11 protein-coding genes and 1 pseudogene are annotated in these 12,734 nt (G+C 69.5%); 5 read left to right on the top strand and 7 right to left on the bottom strand.

The genetic code is table 11. The features are described from left to right. Positions 1-7 precede the first annotated feature (7 nt). Complete coding sequence (locus Prum_RS04905) at positions 8-838, bottom strand: SDR family NAD(P)-dependent oxidoreductase (RefSeq protein WP_173074344.1); 831 nt, start codon at positions 836-838, stop codon at positions 8-10. A gap of 135 nt (positions 839-973) precedes the next feature. On the opposite strand from Prum_RS04905, the gene Prum_RS04900 reads away from it, so the two are divergent. From Prum_RS04900 to Prum_RS04890, 3 genes are all read left to right on the top strand, one after another. Beyond that, the gene (locus Prum_RS04900) at positions 974-1,552 is read left to right on the top strand and encodes a TetR/AcrR family transcriptional regulator (protein WP_173074342.1); all 579 of its coding nucleotides are present in this window, start codon (positions 974-976) and stop codon (positions 1,550-1,552) included. Positions 1,553-1,700: 148 nt separating this feature from the next. Continuing rightward, a complete protein-coding gene (locus Prum_RS04895) occupies positions 1,701-3,035 on the top strand; it encodes an Hsp70 family protein (RefSeq protein WP_173074340.1) in 1,335 nt (444 codons plus the stop codon). 32 nt (positions 3,036-3,067) lie between these two features. Beyond that, positions 3,068-3,457, top strand: a complete 390-nt coding sequence (locus Prum_RS04890; RefSeq protein WP_173074338.1) for a hypothetical protein — start codon at positions 3,068-3,070, stop codon at positions 3,455-3,457. Positions 3,458-3,560: 103 nt separating this feature from the next. Here Prum_RS04890 and Prum_RS04885 read toward each other — a convergent pair whose 3' ends face one another. Beyond that, complete coding sequence (locus Prum_RS04885; protein ID WP_246277644.1) at positions 3,561-3,941, bottom strand: Mth938-like domain-containing protein; 381 nt, start codon at positions 3,939-3,941, stop codon at positions 3,561-3,563. Between the two features lie 261 nt (positions 3,942-4,202). Here Prum_RS04885 and Prum_RS04880 point away from each other — a divergent pair, with 261 nt between their 5' ends. Continuing rightward, positions 4,203-4,394 carry a hypothetical protein gene (locus tag Prum_RS04880; RefSeq protein ID WP_173074336.1) on the top strand — a complete coding sequence of 64 codons (192 nt, stop codon included), beginning with the start codon at positions 4,203-4,205 and terminating at the stop codon, positions 4,392-4,394. 359 nt (positions 4,395-4,753) lie between these two features. On the opposite strand, the pseudogene Prum_RS04870 reads toward Prum_RS04880, so the two are convergent. The 5 genes and pseudogenes from Prum_RS04870 to Prum_RS04850 form a co-directional block, all read right to left on the bottom strand. Beyond that, positions 4,754-5,382, bottom strand: a pseudogene (locus Prum_RS04870) (response regulator). Further along, complete coding sequence (locus tag Prum_RS04865; RefSeq protein ID WP_173074330.1) at positions 5,379-6,572, bottom strand: sensor histidine kinase; 1,194 nt, start codon at positions 6,570-6,572, stop codon at positions 5,379-5,381. Before Prum_RS04865 ends, Prum_RS04870 begins: the two are co-directional and overlap by 4 nt. After that, positions 6,569-7,390 (bottom strand): ABC transporter permease, encoded by an 822-nt coding sequence (locus Prum_RS04860; protein ID WP_173074328.1) that lies wholly within the window; start codon positions 7,388-7,390, stop codon positions 6,569-6,571. The genes Prum_RS04865 and Prum_RS04860 overlap by 4 nt, the downstream gene beginning before the upstream one ends. Beyond that, on the bottom strand, positions 7,390-8,238 hold the full coding sequence (locus tag Prum_RS04855; protein WP_173074327.1) for an ABC transporter ATP-binding protein: 849 nt from the start codon (positions 8,236-8,238) through the stop codon (positions 7,390-7,392). The genes Prum_RS04860 and Prum_RS04855 overlap by 1 nt, the downstream gene beginning before the upstream one ends. Before the next feature lie 213 nt (positions 8,239-8,451). Continuing rightward, positions 8,452-9,609: a DUF3103 family protein gene (locus tag Prum_RS04850; protein WP_173074325.1), complete on the bottom strand. Its 1,158-nt coding sequence runs from the start codon at positions 9,607-9,609 to the stop codon at positions 8,452-8,454. Between the two features lie 196 nt (positions 9,610-9,805). Here Prum_RS04850 and Prum_RS04845 point away from each other — a divergent pair, with 196 nt between their 5' ends. Continuing rightward, positions 9,806-12,724, top strand: coding sequence for an AfsR/SARP family transcriptional regulator (locus tag Prum_RS04845; protein WP_173074323.1), 2,919 nt, complete (start codon positions 9,806-9,808; stop codon positions 12,722-12,724). The last annotated feature ends 10 nt before the right edge of the window (positions 12,725-12,734 follow it).

The following is a 12,734-nucleotide window of genomic DNA, read 5'->3' as shown; positions in this document are numbered from 1 at the left end:
ATCATGCCTACGCCGCCTGCGGCTGGTTCGGCTCCGCCGGTGCGGGCGTGTCCAGGACCGATCGGGTGACCAGCTTGGCGATCGCGGTGACGAGTCGGCGGGGGCGCCGGGGTGTGAGGTGCGCGTTGAGGGAGTTGCCGAGACCTGGTACGACGTACGCCCGGTCGCGGTCGAGGGCGACGAGGGCGGCGCGCACGACCGCGTGCGCGGCCATCATCTTCCCGCCGAGAGCGGCCCGTTCACCGACTGTGTCGAAGAAGGAGGTCTGGGTCGGCCCTGGGCACAGTGCCAGGACACGTACGCCGCGGCCGCGGTATTCCGATCGCAGCGCGAGGCTGAAGTTGAGCACGAATGTCTTGCCCGCGCTGTAGGTGGCGAAGTAGGGCGAGGGTTGGAAACCTGCCGTCGAGGCGACGTTGATGACCGAGCCGTGGCCCCTGGCGAGCATGCCGGGAACGAGGGCGCGGGTCAGGCCGACGAGCGCCACGACGTTGACCATCAGTTGCTCTTGGTCTCGCCCGTCGGGGATCTCCTCGAACCGGCCGGCGGTGCCGAAGCCGGCGTTGTTGACCAGTACATCCACGGTGAGCCCGGCCGCGGCGAGATCCGCGCTGATCCGGGCCGTGGCGTCCGGTGCGGTGAGGTCCTGGACGATTACCTCGACCCGTATGCCATGCGCGGCGCGCAGCTGCTCGGCGTGTCGCTGCAGCCGGTCCGCGGAGCGGGCCACGAGGACGAGGTTGTGTCCGCGCTCGGCGAGTTGGGTGGCAAATTCTGCGCCGAGTCCTGCGGATGCCCCGGTGACGAGGGCGGTGCGGGTCTGCTCATGGTTTTCCATCGATTTCTCCATCTCCTAGACGTAGGACTGAAGAGTAGCAGTTTCTCAAAAAGCTGCAACATAAGTGTTGCAGATCGTTGGATATCGGCAACGGTCGTGTAACGTTCAACCAGATGTGAAGCAGAGGAGAGTGCGATGACCAGGCCGTTGCGCGCCGACGCCGAGCGCAGCGTGCGCTCGATCCTGGAGGCTGCCGAGCGTGTGCTCAGCATCAATCCAGCCGCGTCGTTGGAGCAGGTCGCCGAGGCAGCTGGGGTGGCTCGCACGACGATCCACCGGCGGTTCGCCAATCGGCAGGCGCTTGTGGACGCTATGGCCGCCATGGCCGTGCAGCAGCTGCTCGAGGCCGTCGAGTCCGGCCGGCCGGAGGCAGCACCCCCGCTGGTGGCGTTGCATCAGATCACCGTCAACGTCCTGCGGACCAAGGTCAGCTGGGGGTTCGCGCTCGGACAGCCGGCCCCTTCCGGTTCGGTCGTCGCCGAGATGCAGCAGCAGGTGGTACGCCGTTGTCTGGAGCTGTTGGGTCGTGTGCGGGACCTCGGCGTGCTCGACGCGGAGGCAGATCTCGACTGGACCCGACGGGTGTACTACGCGCTCATCGGCGAGTCCCTGCACGGCGACGACGCAGAGACCGACCCCGACGTCCTGGCCAGTCGGATCATCGACACGCTCCTGTACGGCGCCGGCCCGCGCCGACATGGCTCCCATCGTTAGGTTCGCCGGGTTGATCGGATCGCGTGGCGGTATCGGTCGGCGGCGCCGGGCCGATCCGAGCCCGGTACCGCAGCGGCGGCCGGTTCAGGACGTTCCGCCGCGAGGCTGGTCGGCTGCCGCGCGCGATGGTGTTCGCTATGTTGGGCGGGTGATCGCTGCGCACCGGGCTGCCGCGGCCCGGTTGGGCATTGACTTCGGTACCTCCAGCACGGTGGCGGTTATCGCGTTGCCGCAGCGGGATCCTCGGCCGCTGCTGTTCGACGGCTCGCCGCTGTTGCCCTCGGCGGTCTGTGTCGACCCGACCGGGCGGATCCTGGTCGGCCGGGACGCCCTGCACACGGCGATGTCGAGGCCGCAGGGGTTCGAGCCGCATCCGAAGCAGCGCGTCGACGACGTCACGGTGCTGCTCGGCGACGCGGAAATCGCGGTGTCGAGGCTGTACGGGGCGGTGCTGGACCGGGTGCTCGCCGAGGCGGACCACGTCACCGGGCGCGTCGGCGACCAGCCGGTCGAGGTGGTGCTCACCTGCCCCGCTGGGTGGGGTCCGCGGCGGCGGGCGACCCTGCTGGAGGCCCTGCCCGGTGCGCGGCTGGTCGACGAACCGGTGGCGGCCGCGCACCACCTCGTCGACCTGGCCGGCGCCGACCTGGCCGAAGGCAGGACCGCGGTGGTCTACGACCTTGGCGCGGGCACGTTCGACGCGGCGGTCCTGCGGCGCACCGGGGACGAGTTCACGGTGGTCGCCGCCCGCGGCGTATCCGACTGCGGCGGGTTGGACATCGACGCGGCGATCGTGGCACACCTGAGCACGGCAGTGCCGCACGCGGACGCCTGGCACCGGCTGAACCAGCCCGCCACCACAACCGAACGTCGCGCTCGGCAGCAGTTGTGGGACAACGTGCGCGCCGGTAAGGAGATGCTGTCCCGGACCACGGCCACGCTGATCCACCTGCCGCTGCTGGACATCGAGGTGCCGCTGGGCCGGGAGGAACTCGACGCGCTCGCCGCGCCGATCCTCGACCGGACCGTCGCCACCGTCCGCGAGGTGCTGCAGGCGGCCAAGGTGGACACGGCCGACCTGGCCGCCATCCTCCTGTCCGGCGGATCCAGCCGGATGCCGGCAGTGGTCACCGTCCTGCACCGGGCCTTCGGCATCACCCCGGTCACCGTCGACCAGCCCGAACTGGCGGTCGCCGAGGGCAGCCTGCGCGCACGGGCCGCCACGGCACCGCCACCGGCGATGAAGCCAGGCGAACACTGGCCGGCGCAGGTCCCGGTGACCGTGCCGGCCGGGGCGGCGCCCCGCGGGTACGGCGGATCGGATTGGCCGCTGCCCTCACCGCCGGGATCCTCGGCCTCGCCGCGACCGTGCTCTACGCCACCGATCCGCACGACCCGGGTGCGGCGACCGGCCCGACCGCCTCGGCCAGCCCTAGCCCGTCGCCGACCCCTAGCCCGTCGCCCACCTACCCGCCCGGCATAGACCCGTGCCTGCTGGGCACCTGGCGGGTCACGATGAACACCGCGTACGGGCTGATCGACGGCGACTCGATCCAGTACGCCGGAGGCGCGGACACCACCTTCACCTACAAGACCGACAACACCTACACAGCCAACTACGCCAAGATGAAACCGCGGATCGCTAAACACCGAGGCAACACCTACACGTACGTGATGCGCGGGACCGTGACCCTCCGCTACCACGCCGACGGCGACACCAACGTCCTGTCCATGGTCCGCAACAACTCGACCAACGAACTGCGCCGCAACGGTGCCGTCGTCAGCCGGGGACCGACCTCGTTCCTTCTGGAATCACAGCAGTACCGCTGCACCAGCGAACGACTGCTGCTATCCAGCAGCCAAGGCAACTACACCATCGACGCGGTCAAGATCAGCGGACCATAGATGGTGCAGCGTGATCGGCCGCCGTTGCAGCAGCAGCACGGCCATGGCGGTGAACTGTTTGGTGATCGAGCGTTGCGGAATCTCGTGTCCACCCGGTGGTTGGTTAGCAGGTCGAGTGGAACAGCCCTGCGACGGCGGCGCCACTGACTGCAAGGCTGTTGTAGATCTGGACGGCCTCGGTGGTCTCGGCCACGTGGACAGTGACCCGGCGCTCGTCCATGAGTTTGAGGGTGCGCGGGTCGACCTTGAGTTGCAGCTGCATGCCACGCGACAGTACGACGGTCGTGGCGCCGTGAGTGAGGAGTTCTTCGACATCGTCGGGCTGAATGCCTGGGCTGTGGCGGGTGCCGGTCTCGGACCAGTCCCAATGGCGGCCACCGCCGGGGTAGAGCATGAAGTCCTTGCCCACTCGAAGGTCTTCGACGTCCATGCGACCCCACGAGATCGACAGGATCCGCGGTGACCGGATTGCTTCGCCAGACACGACGTCTCCTTCCGCGGAGCCGCGTCGGCCGCGGCCAAGACGTTCAGTACAGGATGCCGGAACCTACTATGCCGCGCCGAGAGCGGTCGGCGTCGAAGCATGGATACCTCCCCGCCTGTTCGGCTTGGCCAGGCCGTTGCTGTTGATCCCGCCGTTCTGCCGCTCGCGGTTGCCGCGTACCTGGCCCGTTACAAGGGCCTGTCTCGCTATCACATCGACGTTCACGGTGAAGGGTGCCGGCCGTCGTGACCGCAAACAGCCTTGCTCGACAGGGCGGGTCGGGAAGCACACGCGCCTGACGCGGCGTTCAGCGTCGAGCAGATCGAGCGCGTCGGGCTGCGCGCCGGCACCGTGCACGCGTTCCAGGGCGGCGAGGCCGACGCCGTCGTCGCGTCGCTCGGTCTGGTCGACGGCGACTCGCCGGCCAGGTCGCGCTTCGCCGGCTACCCCTAACCTGTTCAACGTGCTCGTGACGCGGGCCCGTCGTGGATGCTGGTGGTCACGTCGCTGACCGGGGCAACGGGGATCGTCGGGGGACCACCTCGCGGACAGCGCGTCGCCCCCCGCCGCCGATCGTCCGTCCACTTGGGGCAGACGACGGCTGGGCCGCCCGGCTGGGCCGCCCGGCTGGGCCGTCGCCCTGTGCGTCGGCGGGATCGGACTGATCTGCCGAGTCCACCCGGACGGCCCCGCCACCCACATCGAACGCCAACGCACGCTCATCCGGGCCGTCTGGGACCCTGCAAGACGCGTTCCCATCCCGCTGGCAAGGCGACGAGGTCCGTGCCGCCCTCGACCTGACCACCAGTTGATCAACGGAAGGGATCGAGGATGCCTCGGGCCAGGGCGGCCGTTACCGCGGCTGTGCGGTCGTTGACGCCTAGCTTGGCGAATGCTCGTAGGAGGTGGGTCTTGACCGTTGCCTCGCCGATGTACAGTTCGCGGCCGATCTCCGCGTTGGACAGTCCACGGGCCACCAGCGCGAGCACCTGGATCTCGCGCGGCGTCAACTGTTCCCCGGCCGGGGTGCGCATGCGGATGACCAGCCGGGCGGCGACCGGTGGCGCCAGTACGGTCTCGCCCGGGCGGCGGCGCGGATGGCCTCGACCAGCGCGCCGATCGGCGTGTCCTTCAACAGGTACCCGGTGGCGCCTGCCTCGATCGCACGCAGGATATCGGCATCGGTGTCGTACGTGGTGAGCACCAGCACTCGCGTCTGCGGAAAGCGCTCGACGATGCGCGCCGTCGCGGTCGCCCCGTCGGTGCCCGGCATCCGCAGGTCCATCAGCACCACGTCCGGGTGCACGGCGGCGACGAGCACGAGCGCCTCGTCCCCCGATCCGGCCTCGCCGACGACGCGCAGGTCGTCGGCCGACTCCAGCATGCCGCGTAGCCCTACCCGGACTACCGGGTGGTCATCGACGAGCAGTACTCGGATCACATCGCCCGTCCTTCCGGGAGGCTGACGCGCACGGTCGTGCCGGCGCCGGGCGCGGACTCGATCGTGCACGTGCCGCCGAACGCGACGGCCCGGTTGTGCATGCCCCGCAGGCCGTACCCGGCGTCGACCGCGGCCGGATCGAAGCCCTGACCGTTGTCGGTCACCGCGACCGTCGACGACGTGTCGTCGCGCGACAGCGCGATGTGGACGGTGGACGCCCCGGCGTGCCGGCGGACGTTGGCCAGGGCCTCCTGCGCGGCACGCAGCAGCACCGCGTCGGTGCCGGGCGCCGAACTGGCCGGCTGGCCGGACGCGGCCACGTCGACCGGCACACCGGTGTCGCGGGTGTGCCGGTCGGCCAGACGGACGAGCGCCTCGACCAGGCTGCGGTCGGCGAGGTCGGGCGGGACGAGCGCGGCGACCAGCGCCCGTGCCTCGGCGAGGTTTTCCCGGGCGGCGCGCTCGACCAGGTCGAGCTGGCTCTCGACGGTTTCCCGGTCGCGGTCCAGCGCGACCCGCGCGGCCTGGGCCAGCATCAGGATGCTCGTGAAGCCTTGCGCGAGCGTGTCGTGAATCTCGATGGCGAGCCGTTCGCGCTCGGCCCGTACGCCGGCCTCGTGCCGCTCGGCCGCGAGCTCGGCCTGGGTGCGCCGCAACTCGTCGATCAGCTCGGCCCGGCCGCGGCTCTGCTTGATGATGCCGGTGATGTACGTGCCGATCAGGAGCGCGAACAGCATGGGAATGAGCACCCACAGGCCGACCATGCTGAGGGCGTGCGTGTTGAGTCCGATGTGGAACAGTGTCCAGGCGCCGATCTCGCCGTACAGCAGCGCCATCACACCGAACCGCACCCGCCAACTGCGCACCATCGCGAAGATCTGCGGGTTGAGCATGAACAGCAGGAACGAACCGGCCATCGTGACCAGGAAGACCCCGTTGAGCAGCACCGTGACGCCGACGAAGTAGCCGAACGCCAGCCGGTCGTCCTCGTGGCGCAGCGCGGGGATGCCGGTCAGCGCGTACCAGCCGAGGAGCAGGGCGAGCGAGGTCATCGCGATGCCGCGACCGAACGGGGTCGAGTCGTCGATGGCGACGAACACGGCCACCATCAGGATCGTCGCGCCGGCCAGGATGTGCCAGCCGGCGAGGTACCGCTGCCAGAAATCGACCGCGCCGGCCGGCTCGGTCAACGCTCTTCCTTGGCCGTCCAGCGGAACGTGAGCACGCACAGCGTGAACCCGATCACCACCCACACCCCCAGGATGAGCGCTACCTTGCCGAGTTCCCAAGACCCGGCCGCCTCTTGGCTGGCGAACGAGTCGGGCAGGAAGACTGACCGCATGCCCTGCGTCATCCACTTGAGCGGGAACACCGCCGCGATGTGCTGCATCCAGCTCGGCAGGTTGGTGAACACGAAGAAGACGCCGGAGATGAACTGCAGCACCAGCGCCACCGGAGTGACCACGGCCGGTGCGCGCTTGCCCTCGCGCGGGATCGACGAGAACGCGATGCCGCACAGGGTGCACGCGGCGATGCCGAGCATGGTCACCCAGGCGAGCGTGAGCCACTTCGCGGGCGTGTCGGGCAGTGAGAGGTCGAATAACGTGCCGGCGATGGCGAGCATCAGCGCGGTTTCGATCAGCCCGATGGTGTACACCATCACGACCTTGCCGATGAAGTAGGACGCCGGCGGCATCGGCGAGCCGGCCAGCCGCTTGAGCACGCCGCGGTCGCGCTCGATCGGGATCTGAATGGCGAGCGTCTGGAAGCCGTTGGTCAGCTGCGCGGCGGCGATCATGCCGGCGATGAAGTACTGCGTGAACTTGACGCCAGGTGCGATCTCGAAGTTGAAGATCGAGGCGAAGATGACCAGCAGCATGATCGGGAACGCGAACGAGAAGATCATCGAGTCGCGGGCCCGAAAGAACTGGCGGATCTCCAGCCCGGAGCGCAGCAGGCCCAGCGCGACCGGGTTGGGGCGGAACCGCTCTCGGGTCGTGGTGGTCATCAGGCGTCCTCACCAATCATCCGCAGGTAGGTGTCCTCAAGCGTGGGCCGCGAGACGATCAGTTCCGGCACCTCGCCGCCGTACTCCCGGGCCAGGTCGACGACCAGCGCGCTGGGTGTGTCGGTGTCCTCCTGCCGCGGCCGGCCGGAAGCCTGCCAACGTACGGTCGCCTTCGCGGTGTTGCGCCCGCCGAGCGTCGCCGGCGTCGAGACCTCCACCAGTCGGCCGCGCGCGATGACGCCGACCCGGTTGGCGAGCGCCTCCGCCTCGTCGAGGTAGTGCGTGGTCAGCAGGATTGTCGTGCCGGCGGCGGCCAGGTCGCGCACGAGATCCCAGAACTCGCGCCGGGCGGCCGGGTCGAAGCCGGTGGTCGGCTCGTCCAGGAAGAGCAGTTCCGGCCGGCCGATGATGCCGAGCGCCACGTCGAGCCGGCGCTGCTGGCCGCCGGAGAGCGTCTTGGCCTTCGCCGTGCGCTTCTCGCCGAGGCCGACCCGATCGATCACCTTCGCCGGATCGTCCGCGTGCGGGTAGTAGTGGGCGAAATGGCTCACCACCTCGTTGACCGTGAGCTCCTCGAACTCGCCGGTCGACTGCAGGACGATACCGATGCGCGAGCGCCAGTCGGGGCCGGCGTCGCGCGGATCGATGCCGAGGACGCTGACGTCGCCGCCGTCGCGTTTGCGGTACCCCTCCAGAATCTCGACCGTTGTGGTCTTGCCGGCACCGTTGGGCCCGAGGAGGGCGAAGACCTCGCCCCGCTGGACGGACAGATCGACCCCGTCGACGGCGGCGAGCTTTCCGTATACCTTCCGCAGCCCACGAACCGTGATCGCGCTGTCATCGCTCATGCGTCCATCGTGCCGGCCGTACACAGTGGACGGGACAACGGAGTGACCGACATGTCCGTCCACCAGTCGGTGGACGGACTGGCGTGATGGCGGGTGCACGGCGGCGTCGATGCCGCTGTTCATGAAAGACATCCACGACGACATCAGGACGCGCTTATGACGCCGCGCCCCGGGCCGATTGGGCCGGGACGCGGCGACGGATCGGTCAGGCTGTCAGAGGGTGACGAGCGTCGTGAAGACGCTGGCGTTGCCCGAGGCACCGACCCGGTCGTTCACGAACCCCTGGGTCACCCCGTCGAAGTGGTCGATGTAGTCGGGTGGGTTGACGGTGTAGGAGAGCGGCCACGAGCAGATCTTCGTCTTGTCCTTCAGCGCGTTCCGGGCGGCCGTGTTGAGCGGCACGTACGTGGGCCCGCCGGCCAGGCTGGTGATCGCTCCGGCGACGGCGGTGCCGTACTTCGAGTAGGGCGCCTGACAACCCGTGGCGTCCTTCTCCATGATCAGAAGGTCGATCTTGCTCCAGCTGAACCGCTCCCAATTCACGATCGTCTTGAATGGGTAGTAGGTCTTGTTGGGGACGTTCACCTCGTACAACGGCACGACGTCCGCCCGCGGCTGGCCGTTGCTGCCACCCATCGCGATCACGAAGACCTCCGCGTCGCAGAGGCTCCCGGGGCACCACCACTTGCCCGCTCCCGGCTCCTCGACGTCCTTGAGTCTGATGCGGTCCAGCCGCGTCGCCTTGGGCGGGTCGACCGGGACGAGGACGTCGCTCAGCACGCCGGCGGCGTTCAACGCGGCGCTGACGGCGTACATCGCCTGGGGCGTGATGTTCTCCATGTTGAGGCTGACCATGATCAGCGGTGCCGGTGGCTCCGTGGTCAGATCGACGGCCACCTGCTTGCCGTCCATGGTCTCGGCGGTGAGCGTGGACGCCTCGACGTCCTCCTCCGGTGCGGCGGCGAACAGCGGCGGGACGCCCTTGGCGAGCTGACCGTCCTGGTCGGCCAGGTACACCGCCAGCGTCGAGTCGGTCATCTTCGTGAGCCCCAGGAACTCCTTCAAGCCGGCGTCCGCCGCGGCTGCCAGCCGGGTGAACCCCGCGCCAGCCGCCGAGTCCGACTTCGCGAAGACGGTGGCGGGATCGACGACCCCGTCGCGGATCAGCGCGTCGAACAGCGCCTGACCAGCGACCCGATCAGTCGCGGTCAGCCGCAACTGCCGGGCGAGGTCGGTCTTCGTCTGCTCGATCGGCCCGACCTCCGTCTCATCGGCAGCCGCGGCCGACGACCCCGCCGCCAGCGGGATGAGTGACGCGAGCAAGGCACCCGCCACCGCGGCGGCCGACCAGTTGAGTCTCCGTTTCGACATTTCCGTATCCCCTTTTCGTCGATGGCCCGATCTCTCATGGCGGGCTCGAAGACACGGTGGCGTCGATGGCTGGCACCGACCTGACGCGAGGCTGAAACGCCGGATCCCAGGATCCTGTCCGGTGCGCGACCGTCCGCCCTTGCCGGCCGTGTCGCACCGCTAGCCTGAATCCGATCTAGCCCGGGGAGACGGTCGCATGCAGGTGAGACTTCTGGGTCCGGTCGAGGTGGCCGTCGACGACACGTGCCACCCGGTGCCAGGTCTGCGGCGCAAGGCCGTCCTCGCGGTGCTCGGCCTGCACCCGGGCCAGATTGTCAGCAGCGACCGCCTCATCGACGTCGTCTGGGGTGGCAACGGGCCCAGCACGGCACAGAACACGCTCCAACGCCACATGTCCTACCTGCGCAACGTCCTCGGGGCGAAGGCCACGATCGTCGCCCGGCCACCGGGCTATGTGCTCAACATCGGGGCCGAGGCCACCGATGTCGAGACCGCGGAGCGACTGATCCGCCAGGCGCGACAGTCAACGGATCCGGCCGTCAAAGTCAGGCAACTTCGCGGCGCGCTCGCGCTGTGGCGAGGTCGGCCGCTGCTGGACGTGGCCGGGCTGGGCTGGCTGGACGAGCAGGCCGAGCGCCTGGTCCAGATCGAGCATGAGGCGGCAAGCGCCCTCACCGAAGCCCGCCTGATGCTGGGCGAGCACGCGCAACTCGTGCCGGAGCTCGAACGGCTGACCTCGGCGCGACCGTTCGATGAGGACATCCATCGTCAGCTGATGATCGCACTGTACCGGGCCGGCCGGCAGGCCGACGCGCTCGCGACGTACCAGCGGCTGAGACGCAGCCTTGGCGAAGAGCTGGGCATCGACCCCAGTCAGCCCCTGCGTGAGCTGGAGGCGGCCATCCTGCGTCAGGACGCGTCGCTTGACCCGCCCGCGCCCGCGATCACCGTACAGCCCGCGCCGAAAGTGGGGGTGGTGCCGGCGCAGTTGCCGCTGGCCGTGCCCGCGTTCACCGCACGTACCCGGGAGATCGCCCGCCTCGACACCGTGCTCATCCGGACGGGGCACGTGCGGTCCGGTGCGGCGAGCCCGGACGCGGCGGTGGTCATCGCCGCGGTGTCCGGCACCGCCGGGGTGGGTAAGACCGCGTTGGCCGTGCATTGGGCCCACAGGGTGCGCGGCCACTTCCCCGACGGGCAGCTCTACGTCAACCTTCGCGGCTTCGACCCGGGCGGGCTGGTGGTGGATCCGGCTGTGGCGCTGCGAGGCTTTCTCAGCGCCTTCGGCATCGAGATGGACAGGATCCCGGCCGGCGTGGACGAACAGGCCGCCCTCTACCGGAGTGTGCTGGCCGGAAAACGGGTTCTCGTGGTGCTCGACAACGCCCGCGACGTGGAGCAGGTCCGACCCCTGCTGCCCGGGGCGCCGGGGTGCGTCGTGGTGGTGACCAGCCGGAACCAGCTCACCGCCCTGGTCACGGCCGAGTGCGCGTACCCGCTGACCCTCGACCTTCTCACCAGCGACGAGTCACGCGACCTGCTCGCGCACCGACTGGGTACGGACCGGGTGGCTGCCGAACCGGCAGCCACCCGGGAGGTCATCGAGCGATGCGCCCGGTTACCGCTGGCCCTGGCCATCGCGGCCGCCAACTGCTTCACCCACCCCGAACTCTCGGTCGCCTCGATCGCCGGCCAGTTGCGGGAAGCCACCAGCACGCTGGATGCCCTCAACGCCGCGGACGTGGGTACCGACATCGCGGCGGTGTTCTCCTGGTCCTATCAGGCGCTCACCCCCGATGCCGCCCGACTGTTCCGGTTGCTGGGCCTGCACCCCGGCCCCGATGTCACCGTGGCCGCGGCGGCCAGCCTCGCCGGGGTCCCGGCCGCCGAGGTCCGCCCGTCGCTGGCCGAGTTGGTACGCGCACACCTGCTCACGCAGCCCACGCGGGACCGTTACACGCTTCACGATCTACTATGGACATACGCCGCACGCCTGAGCCGCGGCGAGGAGGGCGAGCCGCAACGGGCCGCGGCTGCGCGCCGGCTGCTCGACCACCACCTGCACACCGCGTTGTCGGCGGGTCAGCTCATCAACCCGAAACGGGAGCCGATCGCTGTTTCGCCGCCTGAAGCCGCCGCGGTGTCGGAGCAGCCCGGTGACCGAGATCAGGCCGTCGCCTGGTTCGCCGCGGAGCGGGCCGTGCTGCTCGCTGTGGTCAGGCAGGCCGTGGACAACGGGTTCGACTCGCACACCTGGCAACTGGCCTGGGCCGTTCAAGACTTCCTCAGCCGGTGGGGCCATCGGGAGGACCACGTCGCCAGCCAGCGCGCCGCCATCGACGCCGCCCAACGCCAGGGACACCTGGTCGCGCAGGCGCGCTCCCACTGCGGCTACTCCACCGCATGTGCCAAGCTGCACCGTTACGACGAAGCCCACAGCCACCTTCGGCACGCTCTCGACCTGTACGAGGCGCTGGGCGACCACGCCGGTCAGGCCTTCGCCTACTACCAGATGGGCTGGTTGTCGAACCTGCAGGGCAGGCACGACCGGGCGTTGTGCCACGCCCGGCAGGCTTTGCGCCTGTACCGGGCGGCGGGTCATCCGGTCGGAGTGGCGCGGACGCTGAACTCACTGGGCTGGGATCACGCCCTGTGTGGCGACTTTGAGCGCGCCCGTCCACGCTGTGAACAGGCGCTGGTCGCGCTGCGACGGCTCGGTGACCGCCACTTCGAGGCCGGTGCGTCGGACAGCCTCGGCTACATCTACCACCATCTGGGAAATTATGGCCGCGCCGTCGAGCACTACCGGCAGGCGGTCGAACTGTTTCGCGACGTTGGTGATCGCTACTACGAGGCCGACGCCCTCAACCACCTGGGCGACAGCCACCGTGCGGCCGGTGATCTCGACGCCGCCCGCGCCGCGTGGCGACGGGCGCTGGACATCTTCGACGATCTCGGCCACCAGGACGCCGCCACGATCCGCAGCAAGCTTGATGCCCTGACCGGCATCAGCAGGCGCGCCACGATGACGATCGCGGGACCGGCGAACGGAGCGTCCCGCCAGCCGCCGCGCCTGCCGCAAACGGGGACCAGGCGGCTGGCTCCATTGGCTTGACACGACGGCC

Source organism: Phytohabitans rumicis (assembly GCF_011764445.1).
Taxonomy (GTDB): domain Bacteria; phylum Actinomycetota; class Actinomycetes; order Mycobacteriales; family Micromonosporaceae; genus Phytohabitans; species Phytohabitans rumicis.
The sequence above is the reverse complement of the archived record's forward strand: the minus strand, read 5'-3'. Positions and strand labels throughout refer to the sequence as shown.

Bases quoted from the DNA above. Each gene is read 5' to 3' on its own strand.
- Prum_RS04905 (WP_173074344.1), bottom strand. From the start codon at position 838: ATGGAAAACCATGAGCAGACCCGCACCGCCCTCGTCACCGGGGCATCC.
- Prum_RS04900 (WP_173074342.1), top strand. From the start codon at position 974: ATGACCAGGCCGTTGCGCGCCGACGCCGAGCGCAGCGTGCGCTCGATC.
- Prum_RS04890 (WP_173074338.1), top strand. From the start codon at position 3,068: ATGAACACCGCGTACGGGCTGATCGACGGCGACTCGATCCAGTACGCC.
- Prum_RS04860 (WP_173074328.1), bottom strand. From the start codon at position 7,390: ATGACCACCACGACCCGAGAGCGGTTCCGCCCCAACCCGGTCGCGCTG.
- Prum_RS04855 (WP_173074327.1), bottom strand. From the start codon at position 8,238: ATGAGCGATGACAGCGCGATCACGGTTCGTGGGCTGCGGAAGGTATAC.
- Prum_RS04850 (WP_173074325.1), bottom strand. From the start codon at position 9,609: ATGTCGAAACGGAGACTCAACTGGTCGGCCGCCGCGGTGGCGGGTGCC.
- Prum_RS04845 (WP_173074323.1), top strand. From the start codon at position 9,806: ATGCAGGTGAGACTTCTGGGTCCGGTCGAGGTGGCCGTCGACGACACG.